A 21,268-nucleotide genomic window follows, 5' to 3' on the forward strand; every position below is an offset into this window, starting at 1 on the left:
ATCACGCTGATCGCCATACAAGAATATGAGACTGGCGATGACCAAGACTCTCCACCACCGTGCCTGTCACCTGTGCGAGGCCATTTGCGGCCTGATCATCGAAACCACCCGCGACGACGACGAATCGGTGCGTATCAGTTCGATCAAGGGCGACGCGCAAGACACCTTCAGTCGAGGGCATATCTGCCCTAAAGCGGTGGCGCTGCAAGACATTCAGAACGACCCTGATCGTCTGCGTCAGCCCATGCGCCGTATCGGTGATCAATGGCGGCCTATTGAGTGGGATGCGGCCTTTGAGCTGGTCGCCGAACGGTTTCATGACATCCAGCAGCGTCACGGGCAGAACGCCGTCGCTGTGTATCAAGGCAATCCCAGCGTGCACAACTACGGGCTGATGACCCACAGCAATTACTTTCTCGGTTTGCTCAAGACCCGCAATCGTTTCTCCGCGACGTCGGTGGACCAATTGCCGCATCACCTGACCAGCTACCTCATGTACGGCCACGGCTTGCTGCTGCCCATCGCGGACATCGATCACACCGATTTCATGCTGATCCTGGGCGGCAATCCGCTCGCGTCCAACGGCAGCATCATGACCGTGCCTGACGTCGAGAAGCGCCTGAAGGCCATTCAGGCCCGCGGCGGCAAGGTGGTGGTGGTCGATCCTCGTCGCAGCGAGACAGCCGCCATCGCCGATCAACATGTGTTCATCCGCCCCGGCGGCGATGCGGCGCTGTTGTTCGGTCTGTTGCACACGCTGTTCGCAGAAGGGCTGACGCGTGAGAGCCACTTGCCTGTCGATGGCCTGGAGGAGGTGCGCGCCGCCGTTGCCCCTATGGATGCCGACGCCATGAGCCTGCGCTGCGGTGTCCCGGCTGAGCAGATTCGACAACTGGCGAGGGATTTTGCCGGTGCCAACAGCGCGGTGTGTTATGGGCGCATGGGCATTTCCACCCAGGCATTTGGAACGGTCTGCCACTGGCTGGTGCAACTGATCAACCTGGTGACCGGCAATCTCGACCGCGTCGGCGGGGCCTTGTGTACGGAGCCCGCGCTGGACTTGGTGGCTTCCACCTCGGGTGGCGGATTCAATCGGTGGCAGAGTCGCGTATCCGGGCTGCCGGAATACAACGGTGAATTGCCTGTCTCGACCCTGGCAGAAGAAATGCTGACCGAGGGAGAAGGGCAGGTGAGGGCGCTGATCACGGTTGCCGGCAACCCGGTGTTGTCGACGCCTAATGGTCGTCGCCTCGATCAGGCGCTGGAGGGGCTTGAGTTCATGGTCAGCATCGATCTCTACATCAACGAAACCACGCGCCACGCCGATCTGATCCTGCCCTCTACGTCCGCACTGGAGAACGATCACTACGACACGACCTTCAACATGTTCGCGGTGCGCAACGTCACGCGTTTCAACCGCGCCATTCTGGCCAAACCCGACGGCGCGCTGCACGACTGGGAGATTTTTGTGGGCCTGGCCAAGGCCTTCGTCTCGAAAACCGAGCGGGAACTGAAGCCGACGATACCGCCTGCTCATATCGTGGATCGTGGTCTGCGTGCAGGGCTCTACGGGGACACGTCGGCGTTCAAGCTGTCGTTGGAAACGCTTTACGATCATCCTCATGGCCTGGACCTCGGTGCGCTGAAACCCAACCTCGCGGCACGGCTGCGGACCGCCAACCAGCGTATACAGGCCGCGCCGGAGGTGATCGTCGCCGACCTCGTTCGCTTCGCAACGCTGCCCACGCCGCAAAGCGATGAGTTGTTGCTGATCGGACGCCGCCACGTGCGGAGCAACAATTCGTGGATGCATAACTATCACCGCCTGGTCAAAGGCAAGCCACGGCACCAGTTACTGATGAACCCGGACGATCTGACCCGCCGAGGTTTGTGCGATGGGCAGCGAGTTCGCGTCAGTTCGCGGGTCGGCATGATTGAGGTGGAGGTGATGGGCAGCACGGACATGATGCCGGGCGTTGTGAGCCTGCCGCATGGTTGGGGGCATGGGCGTCCCGGCGTAAAAATGGACATTGCTCGCGATCAACCGGGAGAAAGCGCCAACGACCTGACCGACGAACGGCAGATGGACGCCGTGTCTGGCAACGCTGCGCTGAACGGGGTTCCGGTGACTGTCGCGGCGGCATGACGCTCATCATATTTATCGGGTCGATTAAAGCCAAGACCGAGCGTTACGCTAGGGATTCCGTTACAATGCGCCACCGTGTCGACTCATACAGTCGTAAAGTTAAGCCGAGGTGCTCCATGGATATCATCGAAACGATCAAAGACCAGATTGCCAAAAACACCGTTCTGCTTTACATGAAAGGCGCTCCGAATGCCCCACAATGCGGCTTCTCGGCCAAGGCGTCTCAGGCATTGATGGCGTGTGGCGAAAAGTTCGCGTACGTCGATATCCTGCAGAACCCTGAAATCCGCGCCAACCTGCCGAAGTACGCCAACTGGCCGACGTTCCCACAGCTGTGGGTGGACGGTGAGTTGGTTGGCGGTAGCGATATCATCGTTGAGATGCATGCTGATGGTTCGCTGCAGAAGCTGGTCAAGGAAGCGGTCGAGAAGAACGCTACTGCTTGATCCAGTCTGGTATTCGAAAAGCCCCGGCTCTCGGTTGAGAGTCGGGGTTTTTTGTTGTTATTTGTTGGCACTGATGAGGGGGACTATCCGTTGTCTGTGTCGGCGCTGATGGGCTCGGGCTAACGCCAGAGCTAAAAGAAGCGCAGCAAGTTTGATCGTTCCCACGCTCCGCGTGGTAACGCAGCGACTGACGCTCTGCGTCAGCGTGGACGCGGAGCGTCCTGGCAGTCATTCCCACGCGGAGCGTTGGAACGATCGTATCCGTTGTCTGTGTTGGCGCTGATAGGCGTGGCTGACGTCAGCGCTGTTCCGCCTTCGTTTTGGTTACTTTTTCGTGGTCCGACATTTCGGCTTTTTACAAAAGTGACCCGCTGTAAGAGCGGAACCCTAAGTAGCCGTCACCGCAGAAACGGATCTATACCCAACCCCAATAAAAAGCCCCACCTGACTCAACACCAGGCGGGGCTTTTTATCGGGGCGAAAACCGAAATCAGTCTTCTTCGCCCATCTGCGATTGCAGGTAATTCTCGATGCCGACTTTGTCGATCAGGCCCAGCTGCGTTTCCAGCCAGTCGATGTGTTCTTCTTCCGACTCCAGGATGTCTTCCAGCATCTCACGGCTGCCGAAGTCACCCACGGTTTCGCAATGGGCAATCGCGGCTTTCAGATCAGCGTGACCTTTGCGCTCAATCTTCAGGTCGCACTCCAGCATTTCCTTGGTGTGCTCGCCGATCAGGATCTTGCCCAGGTCCTGCAGGTTCGGCAGGCCTTCCAGAAACAGGATGCGCTTGATCAGCTTGTCCGCGTGCTTCATCTCATCAATGGATTCTTTGTACTCGTGCTTGCCCAGCTTGTTCAGGCCCCAATCTTCGTACATACGCGCATGCAAGAAGTACTGGTTGATTGCGACCAGCTCGTTTCCGAGGATCTTGTTGAGATGCTGGATGACGGTAATGTCGCCTTTCATGATCGAGGTCCTGTCGAAGATGTTTATCTATAAGGCGCAAGTCTGAGCCTCCTATAAACACCTGTCAAACCTAAGTTATTGAATAATAAATGAAAATAAATAGAAATAAGAATGTTTGTGTTCCGCATCTTACCGCTAACCATTTGAATTACAGGCATAAAAAAACCGGACACAAAGTCCGGTTCTTTAAAAACGGGTGAATCAGGCGGCAGAAAATCCTGCGGGGTAGGCAAGTGCGGCTTGTGTCGTTTGCAGTTCGGTCAGTGTTTCACGCACCACTTCCTTCGCTAGGCAGGCACATTTCCCACATTTGCTGGCGACACCCAAGGTCTCGCGCACTTCACGATAGCTGCAGCATCCTTCCATGATTGCTTCGCGGATTTGTCCGTCGGTAACACCTTGGCAGAGGCAGACATACATATAGAAAAGACCGTCGCTGAGTGATTGGCTCAATGCCACGGATACTAATGTTAATGAGAATGCTTGTCAAAACTACTTCATGCGGATCAGATGACGGCCGATGAGTGGTCCGTTATTAGCGATTGCCGGGCGTAAAAAAACCGGCCGCTGGGCCGGTTTTTGGTCGTGCGTGAACTTCAATCGTCGAAGTCGTGCCAGCCGCCCATTTCTTTCCAGCGGTTGACGATGCCGCAGAACAGATCGGCGGTTTTCTCGGTGTCGTAACGCGCCGAATGGGCCTCGCGACCATCGAAATCGATGTCAGCGGACTGGCAGGCCTTGGCCAGGACGGTCTGTCCGTAGGCAAGCCCGGCGAGCGTCGCGGTGTCGAAGCTGGAGAACGGGTGGAAGGGATTGCGCTTCATGTCCAGCCGCGCAACCGCCGCATTGAGGAAGCCCAGGTCGAAACTGGCGTTGTGGCCGACCAGAATTGCCCGCTTGCAGCCGTTGGCCTTTAGGGCCTTGCGTACGCCACGGAAAATATCGGTCAGCGCGGTTTCCTCGCTCACAGCCATACGCAAAGGGTGATCGAGCTTGATGCCTGTGAATTCCAGGGCCGCGGCTTCGATATTGGCGCCTTCGAACGGCTCCACACGGAAGAAATAGGTGTGTTCGGGAAACACGAAGCCTTTGTCGTCCATGCCGATGGTGGTCGCGGCAATTTCCAGCAATGCGTCGGTGGCCGAGTTGAAACCGCCGGTTTCTACATCGACAACGACGGGCAGGTAGCCGCGAAAACGGGCTGCCATCGGATGCCTGGAGCCTGTTCCGCCGCCAGAGCCTTCCTGTTCGTCGTCGTAATGGTCTTCACTCACGCGTGTTCCTCCAGCAGGCGCCAGCGCAGTTTCTCACCGGCGCGCAGCGGGATAACGGACAGCTCGCCGAAAGGCAGGCTGGTGGGGGCGGTCCATTCTTCACGAACCAGGGTAATGGTGTCGGTGTTCGCTGGCAGACCATAGAACGCCGGGCCATTGCGACTGGCGAAGCCTTCCAGCTTGTCCAGCGCATTGCGCTGTTCGAACGCCTCGGCGTACAGCTCGATCGCGGCATACGCGGTGTAGCAGCCGGCACAGCCGCAAGCGGCTTCCTTGGCGTGTTGCGCGTGAGGCGCCGAGTCAGTGCCCAGGAAGAACTTGCTGCTGCCGCTGGTGGCGGCATCCAGCAGGGCGACCTGATGCGTATTGCGCTTCAGAATCGGCAGGCAATAGAAGTGCGGACGGATACCGCCAACCAGCATGTGGTTGCGGTTGTAGAGCAAGTGATGAGCGGTGATGGTCGCGCCCACGTTGGCCGAAGCCTCGTTGACGAATTGCACCGCATCGGCTGTGGTGATGTGCTCGAACACCACTTTGAGCGTCGGGAAGTGCTCGACCACACGGCGCATGTGCTCATCGATGAAGATTTTTTCGCGGTCGAAGACGTCGATGTCGCCACGCGTCACTTCGCCGTGAATCAGCAGTGGCATACCCACTTCGGCCATCGCCTCAAGCACCGGGAAGATCTTGTCGATGCTGGTCACGCCGGAATCGGAGTTGGTCGTCGCACCGGCCGGGTACAGCTTGGCGGCATGCACGAAGCCACTGGCCTGGGCGGCACGGATGTCTTGCGGCTGGGTCAGGTCGGTGAGGTAAAGCACCATCAAGGGCTCAAAACGGCTGCCGGCAGGACGTGCAGCAAGGATGCGCTGGCGATAGGCATCCGCTTGTTCGGCATTGCGTACCGGCGGCACGAGGTTCGGCATGATGATGGCGCGGCCAAAAGTGCGCGCTACGTCAGCGACGGTGTGGGGCAAGACGGCGCCATCACGAAGATGGATGTGCCAGTCGTCGGGGCGCAGGAGGGTCAGGCGTTCGGACATTGGGGATTCCAGGCGGGTCAAACTCGCTGGGAATGCTACCGGAAAAGACTCTTCCAGGCACTCGCTATCAAGTTTTGTAGGAAGTAACCGATAGACACGTGTAAGCGATAAATTTTGTAACGCGGTGAATTTTTAGTGGAGCCTCCCGTGCGCCAGCGATATCTAGCCCTGCTCAGCGTGTTTGCCAGCCTGCCGGCCATGGCTCTCACTTTCCAGACACGTCTGGAGAATATCGAGTGGAAGGTAGAAGGCGATCAGTTCGAATGCCGTCTGAGCCAGCCGATCACCGACTTCGGCGCCGGCGAATTCGTGCGTCGTGCGGGTGAACAAGCGACTTTCCGACTGAAGGCGTCCGGCTACAGCCTGGCCTCCGGATCGGCAACGCTGATTGCGGCTGCCGCGCCATGGCAGCCGGGTCGAGGCGACCTCAATCTTGGTGCGGTTAAAGTCGGCAATGGGGATATTCCATTCAATACCAGTCAGGCCCAGGCCAGTCGTCTGATCGCGGGCTTGATGGAAGGGCGCAGTCCCGTGATCCGCCACGTCCTGCGTGATGGCGGTGGGGCAATGGAAGTGCGGTTGCTTCCAGTCAAATTCAGCCATGCGTACAGCGATTTTCAACTGTGCACCGCCAAACTGCTGCCGATGAACTTCGAACAAGTGCGGCAAGCCGAGATCGGCTTCCCGGGCGGAGGCATCGACCTCGATGCTCAGGCCAAGCGTCGGCTCGACACCGTGCTGGCGTATATGAAGGCCGACCCTTCTGTGAACCGTGTCGAGCTGGACGGACATTCGGACAACAGCGGCAATCGTCTGACCAACCGTGACCTGTCGCGGCGTCGTGCACTGGCCGTTATGGACTACCTGAAGGCTCAAGGCGTGCCGGAAGAGCAGATCACCGTGCGCTTCCATGGCGAGCAGTATCCCTTGGTCCCGAACACCACCAACGCCAATCGCGCGCGCAATCGCCGGGTGAATATCCATCTGGATCGCGTCGCCGAACAGAAACCCGCGGTGGCACCGACCGCCGCACCCGCGCCGGTTCCTGCACCGGCCCCTGTCCCGCCGCCGGCCGCTACCCCCGCGCCTACGGCCGCATCCGGCACGCCGACCGCCAAGACCTCCTGATCGCGCGGCGACAGTCGTGTGCTCGACAGATTCTGTCGCTTCGTCGTCAGAAGCTGTCGCGACACTGTAATTCCACGGGTTTGAACGGTAGAATCAGCGGTTTTCCGTACAACGCGTTGGAGTGATGGCATGGCGGACGTTAACAAGGTAGTTCTCGCGTATTCCGGTGGCCTGGATACTTCGGTAATCCTCAAGTGGCTGCAGGATACGTACAACTGCGAAGTGGTGACCTTTACGGCTGACTTGGGTCAGGGTGAAGAAGTCGAGCCAGCACGCGCCAAGGCGCAAGCCATGGGCGTAAAAGAAATTTACATCGACGATCTGCGCGAAGAATTCGTGCGCGATTTCGTATTCCCGATGTTCCGCGCCAACACTGTCTATGAAGGCGAGTACCTGCTGGGTACGTCCATCGCCCGTCCTCTGATCGCCAAGCGTCTGATTGAAATCGCCAACGAAACCGGCGCCGACGCCATTTCCCACGGCGCGACCGGCAAAGGCAACGACCAGGTGCGTTTCGAACTGGGTGCCTACGCGCTCAAGCCCGGCGTCAAAGTGATTGCTCCGTGGCGTGAGTGGGACTTGCTGTCCCGCGAGAAGCTGATGGACTACGCCGAGAAACACGCGATCCCGATCGAGCGTCACGGCAAGAAGAAGTCTCCGTACTCGATGGACGCCAACCTGCTGCACATTTCTTATGAAGGCGGCGTGCTGGAAGACACCTGGACCGAGCACGAAGAAGACATGTGGCGTTGGACCGTTTCCCCGGAAAAGGCTCCAGACAAGGCTCAGTACCTGGAACTGACCTACCGCAACGGCGACATCGTCGCGCTGGACGGCGTCGAAATGAGCCCGGCCACCGTGCTGGCAACCCTGAACCGCATCGGTGGCGAACACGGCATCGGCCGTCTGGACATTGTCGAGAACCGCTACGTCGGCATGAAGTCCCGTGGCTGCTACGAAACCCCGGGCGGCACCATCATGCTCAGGGCTCACCGCGCCATCGAGTCGATCACCCTGGACCGCGAAGTCGCTCACCTCAAGGATGAGCTGATGCCGAAGTACGCCAGCCTCATTTACACCGGTTACTGGTGGAGCCCTGAGCGTCTGATGCTGCAACAGATGATCGACGCGTCGCAAGCTCACGTGAACGGTGTCGTTCGCCTGAAACTGTACAAAGGCAACGTCATCGTCACGGGTCGCAAGTCCGATGATTCGCTGTTCGATGCCAACATTGCGACCTTCGAAGAAGACGGCGGCGCTTATAACCAGGCAGACGCCGCTGGCTTCATCAAGCTCAATGCACTGCGCATGCGCATTGCCGCGAACAAGAACCGCAAGTTGTTCTGATCGCCGTCAGCGTGTAGAGGTGCAGCCCCGCCCGGGGTTGCACCGTTCTTTCAAATGCTCCCTACGCTCAGGCCTCTCCGTTTTATTCCGGCCTTGCTCGATGACGACCTATTTCTCCGGCTCCGGCACGTCAGAAGATGAATGTCCGGACGCGTCGATTTTATCCGTGCTTTTGAACTCGAAGCGATACGCCTTACCGATGTTCCAGACATCACGCACACTCAGATCGAGCAACTGAGCAATTTCCTGCGCCGTGTAGCCCAGTGAGGAGTAGTGCATGGCATGACCGGCGACAGAATCATCGACCAAAACCGGGTCCTGGCTACGAGCAGGCCTGGGTCTTACCGGGCGGCTGTAGAGGATTTTCAGACCGTTCTCGTTCGCCAGACGCTTGATCTCCTTGCGGTTCATCCGCAACGAGTATTGGAGCGCCGAGACGCCCGCACCCTTCGCGACTAAACCTTTAAGTTGTTCGAGCTTGGCTTTCATCTGCGCTTCTGGGTCCAGCTCCTGAGCCGTCTTTGTTGCCTCGCAGCCCATTTCTCCGGATTCACCCTCCGGGACTACGTTAATGACACCGCCCTGGGCGACGTATTGCTCTATGGCTTCAGCTATTTTCAGAGGTTCGGAGGTGATCGCTGAAAATACTCCTGTTTTTTTAGTCATGGTTTATTCCTTTGAACAGGTTGATATAGACGGCGCCTACAGCGCGCCGTTGTCCGTCATCAACTATTTCAGGGCTGGGCAGGCTTCTTCGAGCCGGCCGAACCCTGCTCGCGCTTGAAGTCCGGGCAAGGAAATAGAAAGATGATTAAGGGCAAATGTTGATTCGGTTAAAGCAGCTAATGAATGTCGGTAGTTGTCGAAAACCGAAAGTTCGTTTGCAGAAAAAAGTAACGACTGGAAATAGTTTTGGCAAGTAAAAAATCAAATCACGGCAATTTGAGTTTTGTTATTTTTTTGAGTCTTACAGGGCCGATGTTGCGGTCTGTTAGTTGTGTAGTATTTTTCTGGTTTGCAGGAAGTTAGCTGGATTTACAAGGTGGGATGGTATTACGTGGTGGGCGGAAGAACTGTATCAATAAAATGTTAATTAACGGCAATAGCTTTGTATAGCGTATGAAAAGCATTTTTTGAAGTGTTAGCGGGTTTGTCAGCACGCTGGGGGCTTTGTCAGCAAACACTGCTGCTGCGCGCAAGCGATTCAGGGGCATCGGATTAATCCGATCATCGTGTAGGCCATTTCTCTAAATAAATATGTATGAAGAAAAGGATTTTCAGGTGTGTAATTTTTCAACGCGCCTCAGGAGCATCACGAAGGAACGGGGCCGCAATATTTTATGGATGTTGTCTACTCGCATGTTCTGCGGATGAGCTTATCCTGTCAGTCAAGGATGTTGATTCGTACGGTGGCTTTCGAAATGGCAGGGTCAGGTGCACCGTCAGAACAGCAATGGAGGGTCGTCGGCAATGGACGGGTACGAGATCGGGAAAAAGTGCACCAGAGCGTGTTGGCTATTCTTTATTCAGCGCTGGACGGGGTGGACGGCTTCGATGAGGCACCGGCTGTGTGATCCTGAGTGCTGCAAGCATCACGTCTGTCATTCCGGATTTATTTCGGACTCGTCTTTTCGTCGTTTCCGAGAGTTGCCAATGAGGAAGCAAAAAATATGAACAGCCTCCAAGTGAGGATGGATAAGTCAGGTTTTGTAGGATCTTTCTGTTGCTTGAGTAGGAAAGGTCTTTGCCTGCTAGTCCGTAGGGAGGAGCGCCATGCAAAGCACTAAACGACTAAGCTATTGTGCGGGCTCTGAAAATTCGAACAGAAAAAAATGGACTGCTCATGAATAAAGTGTTGATCGTGGATGATCACCCTGTCATTCGGCTCGCTGTACGGATGTTAATGGAGCGTCATGGCTACGAGGTCATCGCCGAGACGGATAACGGCGTGGATGCGCTGCAACTGGCACGCGAGCATTTGCCGGACATCGTCATACTGGACATTGGTATTCCCAAGCTGGACGGCCTGGAGGTCATTGCCCGTTTGACGGCAATGACGCTGCCTTTCAAGGTATTGATCCTGACCTCTCAGGCCCCCGGGCATTTTTCGATGCGTTGCATGCAGGCGGGAGCTGCGGGATATGTCTGCAAGCAGCAAGACCTCACCGAGTTGCTCAGTGCAATCAAAGCGGTGTTGTCCGGCTACAGCTATTTTCCAAATCAGGCCCTGCACACGGTGCGTTCGAGTCTGGGGAACGCCAGCGAGGCTGAGATGGTTGATCGGCTCTCAGGGCGGGAGATGATGGTCCTGCAGCAGCTGGCTCGGGGGAAAACCAACAAGGAAATTGCCGATGGAATGTTTCTCAGCAATAAGACAGTCAGTACTTACAAAACGCGTCTGCTATTGAAACTCAACGCGCATTCGCTGGTGGATCTCATTGAGCTGGCCCAGCGTAATGGGCTGGTGTAACAAAAGGAGCCCAGGCTCGAAACAGGTGTCAGCGATGTCGCGACGCTGCAGGCGGTATCCATGAATTTTGCCGACAGGCTAAAGCCTCTCAAGTACAGGAGAGGCTTTGAACAGTGTCTTTTTGCGGGGCGTGTCAGAGGTCGAAATCGTAGTCGGCCAGTTGCTTCTGGAGTCGACGCTCTTCCAGCAGGTTGTCGATGGTGCGGCGCTTGCTGAGATTGGTTTTTGCCGTTTCTACAGGTACTTGGGCGGCGTCGTCGGAATCCCCGGCCACGAAGTCGTCCTCTACGTCCATCTGCTCTTTGCCAGTGCTCATCAAGTTGACTCCAGGCTTAGACTGTCATTGGCGGACCTTATAGCGACAAACTTCGACCGGGTAAAAAAGATTTTTTCAATCGATCAACCGCTGAAAACGCTATCGCTCAATCGTCGGATGTCTTTGCCTTGTATTCGCACAGGTCTTCGATCCTGCAACTGCCGCACCGAGGCTTGCGCGCGATGCAGACGTAACGGCCATGCAGGATCAACCAGTGATGGGCGTCGAGAAGATAATCCTTAGGGACGAACTTCATCAGTTTGTTTTCCACTTCGATGACGTTCTTGCCCGGAGCGATTCCTGTGCGGTTACTGACCCTGAAAATATGCGTGTCCACGGCCATGGCCAACTGGCGGAAGGCAGTATTGAGCACGACGTTAGCGGTCTTGCGACCCACGCCCGGCAGCGCTTCCAGGGCTTCTCGGCTTTGCGGTACTTCGCCGCCATGCAGTTCCACCAGCATGCGGCAGGTCTCGATGACGTTCCTCGCCTTGCTGTTGTACAAACCGATAGTCTTGATGTACTCGGACAGCCCGTCGACACCCAAGTCGTAAATCGCCTGTGGGGTGTTGGCGACCGGGTACAGCCTGGCCGTCGCCTTGTTCACGCTGACGTCCGTGGCTTGCGCCGACAGGATCACCGCGATTAACAGTTCGAACGGCGAACTGTAGGACAGCTCAGTTTTGGGATCGGGATTGTCTTCGTGGAGGCGACGAAAAATTTCCAGACGTTTTACTGCGTTCATGAAATGCGCTTTCCCTGAGTAACAGTCGTATCAAGTGTGGCATCGGGCCGATTGGCAGGCTTGGGTCGGTCTATGAGGCTTCAAGCGCCTGTAACGCTTGTTCGGCCTGTGCGACCTCGGCGATCAGTGCCGCCACCTGATCAGGCGGCAGCTCCGCAGATTGAGCTTTGGCGAGGGCGGCACGGCGCATGGCAAGCTGGATTTTCGCTCTGTTCAAGGCGGCCTTGTCAGCTTTTGCAGTGGGCTCAATGTTAACTGGCGCCACGGTTGGTGTTGCCTGGTCGGATCGCCCAACGCCCTGAAGCGCAGCCAGGGCGCGTTCGGCCTCGTCAAGTTCCCTTTGCAGCTCCACCAACCGCGCCGCCTGTTCTGCGATGGGCGGGTGTCCGAACGCTTTGAGTGACTTGTTCAGTTGGGCGCGGCTCATCGTGACCTCGATGCGCGCCTGCTTCAATGCTGCATCGCGGTTAGCCGTCTTCTGTGTTCGAACACGTTCCATCGCTGCCTGTACGGGGTCAGCGTGGTCGGGTGTCGACGCTACGGGCTTTCGCTGACGAGCCAGACGTTCGGCCTGGCGCTGTTGTTCTTCCCGCTCCAGCCGAGCGTTGCGGGCTTCGAAGCGCTGACGTGCGTGACCGCGCTTGGCTGCTCGCGCGACCTGCTGGGCTTCGTCAAACGCCAAGCCACCGACTATCGGCACCACGGTGGCCGATGGCAGAGGCAGCATGTCGATGCAATCGACGGGGCAGGGCGCCACGCACAGGTCGCAGCCGGTGCACTCGTCGACGATCACGGTGTGCATCAGTTTTGCAGCACCGACGATTGCATCGACGGGGCAAGCCTGAATGCACTTGGTGCAGCCGATGCATTCCGCTTCACGAATGAATGCAACCTGGGGAGGGGCGCTTCCACGTTCGGTGTCCAGTTGCAGGACCGGCACGTCCAACAGGCGCGCCAACGCTGCGATGGTTTCATCGCCGCCCGGTGGGCATTTGTTGATCGATTCGCCGCTGGCAATGCCTTCGGCGTAGGGCTTGCAGCCGGGATGGCCACATTTGCCGCATTGGGTCTGCGGCAGGAGGGCATCGATACGCTGAATCAGGCTCATGCTTTGACCAGACCGACGACGCTGGAGGTCGTCGGCCGCGTTCAGGGTTACTTAATGCGCTGACCCGGCTTGGCGCCACTGTCAGGACTCAGCAGGTAGATTTCTTCGCCGCCAGGACCGGCCGCCATCACCATGCCTTCGGAGATACCGAAACGCATTTTCCGAGGCTTGAGGTTGGCGATCATCATGGTCAGACGACCTTCCAGCTCCGCCGGGTTCGGATAAGCGCTCTTGATACCGGAGAACACGTTGCGTTTCTCGTCACCGATGTCCAGCGTGAGGCGTAGCAGTTTGTCGGCCCCTTCGACGTGTTCGGCTTTCTCGATCAGCGCGACGCGCAGGTCGATGGCGGCGAAGGCGTCGAAGTCGATTTCCGGTGACAGCGGATCCTTGGCCAGTTCGCCGTTACCTTGAGCGGCTGAGCCGGTGTCGGTGGCGCTGGCCGTCAGGTCTTCTTTCGAGGCGTTGGTCATGGCTTCCACCTTTGCCGGATCGATACGGGTCATGAGGGCCTGGAACGGGTTCAGCTGATGGTTGCTGAGCAGCGTCAGGTGGTCGTCCCAGGTCAATGGCGCGACGTTGAGGAATTGCTCTGCGTCGGCGGCCAGATTAGGGAGGACCGGCTTCAGAAAGATCACCAGTTGGCGGAACAGGTTTATGCCCAGAGCGCAGATGGCCTGGACTTCATCCTGTTTGCCATCCTGCTTGGCCAGCGACCAGGGTGCCTTGTCGGCGATCCAGGCGTTGGCCCGGTCGGCCAGCGCCATGATTTCACGCATGGCACGGGCAAAGTCTCGGGCTTCGTAGGCGTCTGCGATGCTTGGCGCCGCGGCGAGGAAGGCGTCGGTCAACTCTGGTGCGGCATTGCCGGCCACCAGAACGCCTGCGTTACCTTTGTGGATAAAGCCTGCGCAGCGGCTGGCGATGTTCACCACCTTGCCGATGAGGTCGGAGTTGACCTTCTGCACGAAGTCTTCCAGGTTCAGGTCGAGGTCGTCGACGCCACGGCCCAGCTTGGCGGCGTAGTAGTAACGCAGGTATTCCGGCGACAGGTGCTCAAGGTAGGTACGCGCCTTGATGAAGGTGCCGCGCGACTTCGACATTTTCTGGCCGTTGACGGTCAGGTAGCCGTGCACGTTGATGCCGGTCGGTTTGCGGAAGCCCGAGCCCTCGAGCATCGCCGGCCAGAACAGCGCGTGGAAATTGACGATGTCCTTGCCGATGAAGTGGTACAGCTCGGCCGTCGAGTCCTTGTTCCAGAAGGCATCGAAGTCCAGCGTCGGCGTGCGATCGCACAGGTTTTTGAAGCTGGCCATGTAGCCGATCGGTGCATCCAGCCAGACGTAGAAGTATTTGCCTGGCTCGTCGGGGATTTCAAAACCGAAGTACGGTGCGTCGCGGGAGATGTCCCACTGTTGCAGGCCCGAATCCAGCCATTCGGCGATCTTGTTTGCCACGGCGTCCTGCAGCGTGCCGCTGCGGGTCCATGTTTTAAGCATGGCGTCGAAGGCGGGCAGGTCGAAGAAGAAATGCTTCGAGTCCTTGAGCACAGGGGTTGCGCCGGAAATCGCCGACTTCGGGTCTTTCAGGTCAGTCGGTGCGTAGGTGGCTCCGCACTTCTCGCAGTTGTCGCCGTACTGGTCTTCAGTGCCGCACTTAGGGCAGGTGCCTTTGATGAAGCGGTCGGCCAGGAACATTTTCTTTTCCGGGTCGAAATACTGGGTTACCGAGCGCGTGGCGATATGGCCCGCGTCGCGCAGACGGGTATAAATGAGGCTCGACAGCTCGCGGTTTTCTTCAGCGTGGGTCGAGTGAAAGTTGTCGAAGTTCACCAGGAAGTCGGCAAAGTCGGCGCTGTGTTCAGCCTGAACGTTGGCGATCAGTTGTTCAGGCGTGATGCCTTCTTTTTCAGCGCGCAGCATGATTGCCGAGCCATGGGCATCGTCCGCGCACACATAGATGCACTGATTGCCGCGGTGCTTCTGGAAGCGCACCCACATGTCGGTCTGGATGTACTCGAGCATGTGGCCAAGGTGAATGGAACCATTGGCATAGGGCAGGGCGCTGGTGACGAGAATCTTGCGTGGCTCGGACATGGGGCTCGGCTACTTGAAGTGAAACGGAGGTCGGCCACTATAAAGGTCTGAGCGTTTTTTTTCATCCCACACCGCGTGTCGGAATCGGCTTCGCGCCGCTCGGAGAAAACACGGCCCCTCTTATTCCGATGAACGCGGTAGGATAGCCGCCTGTTTTGCTCAGTCTTTTTCGGGAGTGACCCATGAGCGCTGTCAACCGCGCAACGGTGGAAGCCGTCCTTCGCCAGTACACCGATCCTTATTTGAACCAAGACCCTGTCAGCGCCGGTTGTGTGCGTGCCATCGACATCGAGGGTGATCGCGTCAACGTGCAGCTGGAACTGGGCTATGCCGCAGCGCTGTTCAAGAACGGCTGGGCGCAGATGCTGCAGATGGCCATTGAAGGGCTAGAGGGCGTTGCCTCGGCCAAGGTTCAGATCGACACGTTGATCACCGCTCACAAAGCCCAAGGGCAAATCCCTGGCTTGGCCAACGTCAAGAACATCGTCGCCGTTGCCTCGGGCAAGGGTGGCGTCGGCAAATCCACCACGGCGGCCAACCTGGCCTTGGCGTTGTCTCGTGAGGGCGCGCGGGTCGGGATTCTCGACGCCGATATCTATGGCCCGAGTCAGGGCGTGATGTTCGGTATCGCTGAAGGCACGCGGCCGAAGATCAAGGATCAGAAGTGGTTCGTGCCAATTGAGGCCCATGGCATCGAGGTTATGTCGATGGCTTTCCTCACGGACGACAACACGCCGATGGTCTGGCGTGGGCCGATGGTCTCTGGCGCGTTGCTGCAGCTCATCACCCAGACGGCCTGGAATGACCTGGATTATCTGGTCATCGACATGCCGCCTGGCACGGGTGACATTCAGCTGACGCTGGCGCAGAAAGTCCCGGTCGCCGGCGCGGTTATCGTGACCACGCCGCAAGATCTGGCATTGCTGGATGCGAAGAAGGGCGTGGAGATGTTCCGCAAGGTCAACATTCCGGTGTTGGGCGTCGTGGAAAACATGGCGGTGCACATCTGTTCGAATTGCGGTCATGCCGAGCATTTGTTCGGTGAGGGCGGCGGTGAGAAGCTCGCCTCGCAATACGGCGTCGAATTGCTGGCTTCGCTGCCGCTGTCGATGCTGATTCGCGAGCAAGCCGATGGTGGCAAGCCGACGGCCATTGCTGAGCCGGAAAGCCAGATTGCGATGGTGTATCAGGAGCTGGCGCGCCATGTCGGGGCGCGGATTGTGTTGCAGGAAGCGGCAACACCGGCGATGCCGAATATTTCGATCAGCGACGATTGAGGCTTTAAACGGGGCTGTTCGCGGGGGTGTAACGTTCGGGTTTCCGTAGCGTCTCTTTCGCGAGCAAGCTCGCTCCCACAGGGGCTTTAGAGCAGCTGCAAAAACTGCGGGCATAAAAAAACCCCGCTTTTGAGGGCGGGGTCTTTTAAACGATTCAGCACAAGTTAGATAACTTGAACTTCCTCAGCTTGCATGCCTTTCTGACCGCGGGTAGCGATGAAAGAGACCTGCTGGCCTTCTTTCAGGCTTTTGAAGCCGTCAGATTGGATTGCTTTGAAGTGTACGAACAGGTCGTCACCGGATTGTGGAGTGATGAAGCCGAAGCCTTTTTCATCGTTGAACCACTTAACGGTACCGGTTTGGCGATTAGACATGGTGTATCTCCTTGGACAAAGTTAACTGCGACTCAGGAAGAACCCTGGCCGAGACTGAGTGCAAAGAGCAGGAAAAATTCTTGGAGATGGTTGGATCGAAATTCAACATCGTGTAGAGATTCTCAGTGACACAAGCAACACAGTGGACCCACCTTAACCCTTTTTTCCGGATGTGCCAATGGGCATGTCTCGTTTATTTCGACGGAAGGCATAAACCTTCCCGTGCGGGTCGCGCGCAATCTTTGAACCCGGCGCCTTGGACCGGTAAGATGCCGGACATCTTTTTTCACCTCGCTATTCAGGACATCGCCATGAGCATCAAATCGGACAAGTGGATTCGCCGCATGGCGCAGGAACACGGCATGATCGAGCCGTTCGTAGAGCGTCAAATGCGCGGTGAGGGCGCTGACCGGCTGATCTCCTTCGGTGTCTCCAGCTATGGCTACGACGTGCGTTGCGCCGACGAATTCAAGGTGTTCACCAACATCAATTCGGCGACCGTCGATCCCAAGAATTTCGACGAAAAGAGCTTTGTCGACGTTAAAAGCGATGTCTGCATCATCCCGCCGAACTCGTTTGCGCTGGCCCGTACCGTCGAATATTTCCGCATTCCCCGCAATGTGTTAACCATCTGTCTGGGTAAAAGCACCTACGCGCGCTGCGGCATCATCGTCAACGTGACGCCGCTGGAACCGGAGTGGGAAGGTCACGTCACGCTGGAGTTTTCCAACACCACGACGTTGCCAGCGAAGATCTACGCCAACGAAGGCGTCGCTCAGATGCTGTTCCTGGAGTCGGATGAAGAATGCGAAGTCTCCTACAAGGATCGTGGCGGCAAGTATCAGGGCCAACGTGGTGTCACCCTGCCACGCACCTGAGCCGCTGAGCCAGATTTCACCGTTGGTCACTTTGAAACGGAATTAGTCTCGAAAACTGCACTCTATTGACTGAACTGTTCCCGTCCGCACCATGCGGATGGGGCCAACGCTCAGGAGTGCCCTATGAAGAGACAAATCAGAACCAGCAGCAAGGAAGCCGACCCCGGACAGAACCAGGTCGGGTTGCTGGCTTGGTCGCTGTTAGCGCATCCCCATTTGAACAACATGGTTGCTGGCGGTATTCCAGGCCAGCCCAATCCTGACAGCCCCGATTACCCAGAGCCTACAGAGCCTGGTGTGCCGACCCTTCCCGACGAGCCTCCTCCCGCTCCGGTGGCCTGACACCGGCGGCCTGCCGGTGCTTCGGCATCGGCGGGCTTCGTTCTTAATTCCCTGCACAGTCTCAGCTCACCGCTTCCGCGATGTGCCCGCACCTTCAAAGCGATTCCCAGACCGCTCCGTCGCCCACCACATACACCCTGCTGTTTTCCTGCCGCTCGATGTTCATGCCGCCCGTAAAGGCCCCGAACGCGGGAAGCACGCTGACGTGTTGCAACACGTAAAAGCACGGCAGGCGCAGACGCTGTCGGCCTCTGCCAAAGAGTCTGTAGGTCGGATGTACGTGGCCCGCTAGAACGTGGTGAGTGGGATGAGGATCGGGTTCATGTTGCAGCGCAAAAGGCCCTAGCAGGAGCGGTTCCGGTACGACGATGATGCCCAAGTGCTGCGGCGGATCGCCGGCGCGTTTGTCGTGATTGCCGCGAATCAAGGTGATCGCCAGTGACGCATGTCGCTCGCGCCAGGCCTGCAAGGCTGCCAGCGTGCCTGCAGCGTGCGACTCGGGGGCGTGCAGGAAATCTCCTAGAAAAATCAGGTGTTCGCAGTCATAGGCGGCGAGAAGCGCATCCAGGCGTTGTAAGTTGTCGTCTGTGGTGCCGTGGGGCACCGGCTGCCCCAATTTTCGGTAGGCGGCTGCTTTACCGAAATGCGCATCGGCGATCAGCAAGGCGCGTTCGGCGGGGTAATAGATCGCTTTGTCCGCCAGCAGCCACAGTTCGGCGCCGGCCAGCTGGATGGAGAGATAAGGCCTCATGACGTCACCTCGGGCCCGGCGGCTTTTTCCAGATCCCGCACCATGCGCGCAATGCGGTCGGAGAGTTTCTCCGTGCTAAGGCTTTCGCGCATGCGCTCGACCAGCAGCGGGAACGCCATCGGCGTCGGGCGTTTGATCAGGTGCAGGTCGAGGGTGCGGCTGTTGATTCTTTGCAGCGTATGTTCCAGTCGGTTGACGTCCAGCTCCTGTCGCAAGACTTCCTCTTGTGCCTGGGTCAGCAACAGGTTGCTCGCGTCGTATTGCTTGAAGACCTCAAAGAACAACCCGCTGGAGGCTTGCAGTTGGCGATTGCTTTTGGGGGCGCCGGGATACCCTGAAAACACCAGGCCGGCAATCCTCGCGATTTCACGAAAGCGACGTAACGCCAGCTCTCCGGCGTTCAGGCTGGCCATGATGTCGGTCAACAGGTTGTCCTCGCTGAACAAGTGTGGGGTCAGTCGTTGCGACCAGTCGACCTCGGTCGCGCTCAATAGCTCGAAGCCGTAGTCGTTGACGGCGATGGAAAACGTCAGTGGCGTATCCCGGCTCAGGCGCCACGCCAGCAGACTCGCCAGGCCCAGGTGGACGTGACGGCCGGCAAATGGATAGAGAAACAGGTGCCAACCTTCCCGGGACTTCAGTACTTCGGCCAGCAGCGTATGCTTGCGCGGTAACGCTGACCACTCGCGCTGCACGTCCAGCAACGGGCTCACGGTGTGCATCTCGGGGCTGTCGAAAATCCCTTGCGCCGCTGCGTCGAACTTGTCCACCACCGCGTCAGCCAATTCACTGGAAAGCGGCATCCGGCCGCCATTCCAGCGGGGGACAGCGGCTTTTTTGCTCGTGGCGCGTTTGACGTAAGCGGTCATGTTTTCCACCCTGACCAGTTCGAGCAGGCGGCCGCTGAACAGAAATCCGTCTCCGGGCTTCAGACGAGCGATAAAACCCTCTTCGACGCTGCCCAGCGAACCACCTCCGCCGCCCTTGCTCCAGTACTTCACGTTGATGCTTGCGTCGCTGACGATGGTGCCCACGCTCATGCGATGACGCCGCGCCAGCCGCGCATCGGGCACTCGCCAGACACCATGTTCGTCAGGCTCTACACGGCGATAGTCAGGATAGGCCGTGAGTGACAGGCCACCGTGGCGCACGAATGCCAACGCCCATTGCCACTCCTCGTCGGTCAGATCACGGTAGGCCCAGGCGGTGCGAACTTCAGTCAGTAGGTCGTCGGGCAAAAAGCCGCCACCGAGCGCCATGCTCACCAGGTGCTGTACGAGAACGTCTAGCGGTTTGTGAGGCGATTCCCTAGGTTCGATCATTCGGGCCTCGACCGCATCGTGTGCTGCCGCCGCTTCGACCAGTTCAAGGCTGTGCGTCGGCACCATCGTCACGCGAGAAGGTCGGCCGGGCGCATGGCCGGAACGTCCTGCGCGCTGCATCAGGCGCGCGACGCCTTTGGCCGAGCCTATCTGCAACACGCGCTCTACCGGAAGGAAATCCACACCCAGGTCCAGGCTGGAGGTACAGACCACCGCTTTGAGGTGGCCTTCTTTCAGTGCTCGCTCGACCCAGTCGCGCACTTCGCGTGACAGCGAACCGTGATGCAGTGCGATCAGGCCGGCCCAGTCAGGGCGGGCGTCCAGCAACGCCTGATACCAGATTTCCGATTGTGCGCGGGTGTTGGTGAACACCAGGCAACTGGCGCTGCTGTCCACCTCGGCAACCACCTGCGGCAACATGCGCAATCCCATGTGGCCGGCCCAGGGGAAGCGCTCGATGCCCTGCGGGATCAAGGTGTCGACAATCAGGTCCTTGACCACCTTGCCTTGCACGGCGGTGCCTCCCTCGCCGAGCAGCACCTGTTGCGCGTGTTGCTGATTGCCCAGCGTGGCCGACAGTCCCCACACGACCAGTGCAGGGTTCCAGTGGCGCAGTCTTGCCAGTGCCAGCTGCAACTGGACACCCCGCTTGTTGCCGATCAGCTCGTGCCATTCGTCAACGACGATCATCTTCAGCGTGGAAAACGTCGCTTGCGCGTCGGCGCGGGTCAGCAGCAGGGTCAGGCTTTCGGGCGTGGTGATCAGCGCAGAGGGCAGCCGCCGACCCTGTTTTGCGCGCTCGCTGCTGCTGGTGTCGCCGGTGCGAAGCCCCACGCTCCAATGGATCTCGAGATCCCTTAAAGGAGCTTCGAGCGCACGCGCGGTGTCGGCGGCAAGGGCTCGCATCGGGGTGATCCACAGCACCGTCAACGGCGTCGGGGCGGGCTTGCGTTTACGAGGTTTTTCCTCGACCGGGGAGGGCGCAGGCCTGGCGAACTGATTGAGGGCAGCAAACCAGACCGAATAGGTTTTGCCGGCGCCGGTGCTGGCATGCAGCAAACCGGATTCGCCACGGGCCACGGCGGCCCATACGTCTTTCTGAAAGGCGAAGGGTTTCCAGCCGCGAGCGGCGAACCAGCGCTGGGCAACATTGACGGATCTGGGCATGCGCGGGCTCTGAAAGGTGTTCATTCAGAGACCGTCGGGGCAGGGGATTAGTTTGGTTGGATGATCGCTGA

Annotated in this window: 19 protein-coding genes and 1 pseudogene; 8 read left to right on the forward strand and 12 right to left on the reverse strand. The window is 58.2% G+C overall.

From position 1 onward, the window contains the following. The first annotated feature begins 37 nt into the window (after positions 1-37). Both AB4N84_RS17095 and grxD read left to right on the forward strand, forming a co-directional pair. Positions 38-2,146 (forward strand): molybdopterin oxidoreductase family protein, encoded by a 2,109-nt coding sequence (locus AB4N84_RS17095; RefSeq protein WP_460042347.1) that lies wholly within the window; start codon positions 38-40, stop codon positions 2,144-2,146. A gap of 116 nt (positions 2,147-2,262) precedes the next feature. Next, positions 2,263-2,592 (forward strand): Grx4 family monothiol glutaredoxin, encoded by a 330-nt coding sequence (gene grxD, locus AB4N84_RS17100; RefSeq protein ID WP_074753148.1) that lies wholly within the window; start codon positions 2,263-2,265, stop codon positions 2,590-2,592. Positions 2,593-3,082: 490 nt separating this feature from the next. On the opposite strand, the gene bfr is transcribed toward grxD, so the two are convergent. The 4 genes from bfr to pyrC all read right to left on the reverse strand — a co-directional run bounded on the left by bfr (position 3,083) and on the right by pyrC (position 5,876). Beyond that, a complete protein-coding gene (bfr, locus tag AB4N84_RS17105; RefSeq protein ID WP_062387988.1) occupies positions 3,083-3,559 on the reverse strand; it encodes a bacterioferritin in 477 nt (158 codons plus the stop codon). Positions 3,560-3,760: 201 nt separating this feature from the next. Beyond that, on the reverse strand, positions 3,761-3,979 hold the full coding sequence (locus AB4N84_RS17110; protein WP_074753147.1) for a bacterioferritin-associated ferredoxin: 219 nt from the start codon (positions 3,977-3,979) through the stop codon (positions 3,761-3,763). Positions 3,980-4,155: 176 nt separating this feature from the next. Next, entirely contained in the window at positions 4,156-4,833 is a 678-nt protein-coding gene (gene rnt / locus AB4N84_RS17115) for a ribonuclease T (RefSeq protein WP_074753146.1), read from the reverse strand. Continuing rightward, entirely contained in the window at positions 4,830-5,876 is a 1,047-nt protein-coding gene (pyrC, locus tag AB4N84_RS17120) for a dihydroorotase (protein WP_460042349.1), read from the reverse strand. Before pyrC ends, rnt begins: the two co-directional genes overlap by 4 nt. Positions 5,877-6,023: 147 nt before the next feature. Between pyrC and AB4N84_RS17125 the strand changes: the two genes are divergently transcribed. After that, the gene (locus AB4N84_RS17125; protein WP_460042350.1) at positions 6,024-7,004 is read left to right on the forward strand and encodes a flagellar protein MotY; all 981 of its coding nucleotides are present in this window, start codon (positions 6,024-6,026) and stop codon (positions 7,002-7,004) included. Positions 7,005-7,133: 129 nt separating this feature from the next. Next, positions 7,134-8,351 (forward strand): argininosuccinate synthase, encoded by a 1,218-nt coding sequence (locus AB4N84_RS17130; protein WP_074753143.1) that lies wholly within the window; start codon positions 7,134-7,136, stop codon positions 8,349-8,351. A 108-nt stretch (positions 8,352-8,459) separates the two neighbouring features. Here AB4N84_RS17130 and AB4N84_RS17135 read toward each other — a convergent pair whose 3' ends face one another. After that, positions 8,460-9,017 (reverse strand): hypothetical protein, encoded by a 558-nt coding sequence (locus tag AB4N84_RS17135; RefSeq protein WP_460042351.1) that lies wholly within the window; start codon positions 9,015-9,017, stop codon positions 8,460-8,462. Positions 9,018-10,194: 1,177 nt separating this feature from the next. Between AB4N84_RS17135 and AB4N84_RS17140 the strand changes: the two genes are divergently transcribed. Then, a complete protein-coding gene (locus AB4N84_RS17140; protein WP_074753141.1) occupies positions 10,195-10,821 on the forward strand; it encodes a response regulator transcription factor in 627 nt (208 codons plus the stop codon). A 133-nt stretch (positions 10,822-10,954) separates the two neighbouring features. Here the strand turns inward: AB4N84_RS17140 and AB4N84_RS17145 are convergent, their stop codons facing one another. The 4 genes and pseudogenes from AB4N84_RS17145 to metG all read right to left on the reverse strand — a co-directional run bounded on the left by AB4N84_RS17145 (position 10,955) and on the right by metG (position 15,086). Continuing rightward, the gene (locus tag AB4N84_RS17145; protein WP_074753140.1) at positions 10,955-11,137 is read right to left on the reverse strand and encodes a PA3496 family putative envelope integrity protein; all 183 of its coding nucleotides are present in this window, start codon (positions 11,135-11,137) and stop codon (positions 10,955-10,957) included. 106 nt (positions 11,138-11,243) lie between these two features. After that, positions 11,244-11,882 (reverse strand): endonuclease III, encoded by a 639-nt coding sequence (nth, locus tag AB4N84_RS17150; RefSeq protein WP_074753139.1) that lies wholly within the window; start codon positions 11,880-11,882, stop codon positions 11,244-11,246. Between the two features lie 73 nt (positions 11,883-11,955). Beyond that, positions 11,956-12,990 (reverse strand): annotated as a pseudogene (rsxB, locus tag AB4N84_RS17155) (electron transport complex subunit RsxB); the annotation flags it as partial. A gap of 47 nt (positions 12,991-13,037) precedes the next feature. Then, on the reverse strand, positions 13,038-15,086 hold the full coding sequence (metG, locus tag AB4N84_RS17160; protein ID WP_460042352.1) for a methionine--tRNA ligase: 2,049 nt from the start codon (positions 15,084-15,086) through the stop codon (positions 13,038-13,040). A gap of 182 nt (positions 15,087-15,268) precedes the next feature. Here metG and apbC point away from each other — a divergent pair, with 182 nt between their 5' ends. Continuing rightward, positions 15,269-16,363, forward strand: coding sequence for an iron-sulfur cluster carrier protein ApbC (gene apbC / locus AB4N84_RS17165; protein ID WP_074753136.1), 1,095 nt, complete (start codon positions 15,269-15,271; stop codon positions 16,361-16,363). A gap of 164 nt (positions 16,364-16,527) precedes the next feature. Here the strand turns inward: apbC and AB4N84_RS17170 are convergent, their stop codons facing one another. Next, positions 16,528-16,737 carry a cold-shock protein gene (locus AB4N84_RS17170; protein WP_002554837.1) on the reverse strand — a complete coding sequence of 70 codons (210 nt, stop codon included), beginning with the start codon at positions 16,735-16,737 and terminating at the stop codon, positions 16,528-16,530. A 311-nt stretch (positions 16,738-17,048) separates the two neighbouring features. On the opposite strand from AB4N84_RS17170, the gene dcd reads away from it, so the two are divergent. Then, positions 17,049-17,615: a dCTP deaminase gene (gene dcd, locus AB4N84_RS17175; protein WP_003184751.1), complete on the forward strand. Its 567-nt coding sequence runs from the start codon at positions 17,049-17,051 to the stop codon at positions 17,613-17,615. A 123-nt stretch (positions 17,616-17,738) separates the two neighbouring features. Then, positions 17,739-17,957 (forward strand): hypothetical protein, encoded by a 219-nt coding sequence (locus AB4N84_RS17180; RefSeq protein ID WP_074753135.1) that lies wholly within the window; start codon positions 17,739-17,741, stop codon positions 17,955-17,957. A gap of 94 nt (positions 17,958-18,051) precedes the next feature. Here AB4N84_RS17180 and pdeM read toward each other — a convergent pair whose 3' ends face one another. Together pdeM and AB4N84_RS17190 are read right to left on the reverse strand one after the other, a co-directional pair. Then, positions 18,052-18,708: a ligase-associated DNA damage response endonuclease PdeM gene (pdeM, locus tag AB4N84_RS17185; RefSeq protein ID WP_074753134.1), complete on the reverse strand. Its 657-nt coding sequence runs from the start codon at positions 18,706-18,708 to the stop codon at positions 18,052-18,054. Continuing rightward, positions 18,705-21,197 carry a ligase-associated DNA damage response DEXH box helicase gene (locus tag AB4N84_RS17190; protein ID WP_460047046.1) on the reverse strand — a complete coding sequence of 831 codons (2,493 nt, stop codon included), beginning with the start codon at positions 21,195-21,197 and terminating at the stop codon, positions 18,705-18,707. Before AB4N84_RS17190 ends, pdeM begins: the two co-directional genes overlap by 4 nt. Positions 21,198-21,268 lie beyond the last annotated feature (71 nt).

The organism is Pseudomonas sp. S2_H01 (assembly GCF_054668305.1).

Coding starts and splice junctions, on each gene's coding strand:
- AB4N84_RS17180 (WP_074753135.1), top strand. CDS start 17,739: ATGAAGAGACAAATCAGAACCAGCAGCAAGGAAGCCGACCCCGGACAG.
- AB4N84_RS17130 (WP_074753143.1), top strand. CDS start 7,134: ATGGCGGACGTTAACAAGGTAGTTCTCGCGTATTCCGGTGGCCTGGAT.
- nth (WP_074753139.1), bottom strand. CDS start 11,882: ATGAACGCAGTAAAACGTCTGGAAATTTTTCGTCGCCTCCACGAAGAC.
- AB4N84_RS17140 (WP_074753141.1), top strand. CDS start 10,195: ATGAATAAAGTGTTGATCGTGGATGATCACCCTGTCATTCGGCTCGCT.
- AB4N84_RS17095 (WP_460042347.1), top strand. CDS start 38: ATGACCAAGACTCTCCACCACCGTGCCTGTCACCTGTGCGAGGCCATT.
- AB4N84_RS17190 (WP_460047046.1), bottom strand. CDS start 21,197: ATGCCCAGATCCGTCAATGTTGCCCAGCGCTGGTTCGCCGCTCGCGGC.
- bfr (WP_062387988.1), bottom strand. CDS start 3,559: ATGAAAGGCGACATTACCGTCATCCAGCATCTCAACAAGATCCTCGGA.
- AB4N84_RS17145 (WP_074753140.1), bottom strand. CDS start 11,137: ATGAGCACTGGCAAAGAGCAGATGGACGTAGAGGACGACTTCGTGGCC.
- grxD (WP_074753148.1), top strand. CDS start 2,263: ATGGATATCATCGAAACGATCAAAGACCAGATTGCCAAAAACACCGTT.
- apbC (WP_074753136.1), top strand. CDS start 15,269: ATGAGCGCTGTCAACCGCGCAACGGTGGAAGCCGTCCTTCGCCAGTAC.
- pdeM (WP_074753134.1), bottom strand. CDS start 18,708: ATGAGGCCTTATCTCTCCATCCAGCTGGCCGGCGCCGAACTGTGGCTG.
- AB4N84_RS17135 (WP_460042351.1), bottom strand. CDS start 9,017: ATGACTAAAAAAACAGGAGTATTTTCAGCGATCACCTCCGAACCTCTG.
- pyrC (WP_460042349.1), bottom strand. CDS start 5,876: ATGTCCGAACGCCTGACCCTCCTGCGCCCCGACGACTGGCACATCCAT.
- dcd (WP_003184751.1), top strand. CDS start 17,049: ATGAGCATCAAATCGGACAAGTGGATTCGCCGCATGGCGCAGGAACAC.
- AB4N84_RS17110 (WP_074753147.1), bottom strand. CDS start 3,979: ATGTATGTCTGCCTCTGCCAAGGTGTTACCGACGGACAAATCCGCGAA.
- AB4N84_RS17170 (WP_002554837.1), bottom strand. CDS start 16,737: ATGTCTAATCGCCAAACCGGTACCGTTAAGTGGTTCAACGATGAAAAA.
- metG (WP_460042352.1), bottom strand. CDS start 15,086: ATGTCCGAGCCACGCAAGATTCTCGTCACCAGCGCCCTGCCCTATGCC.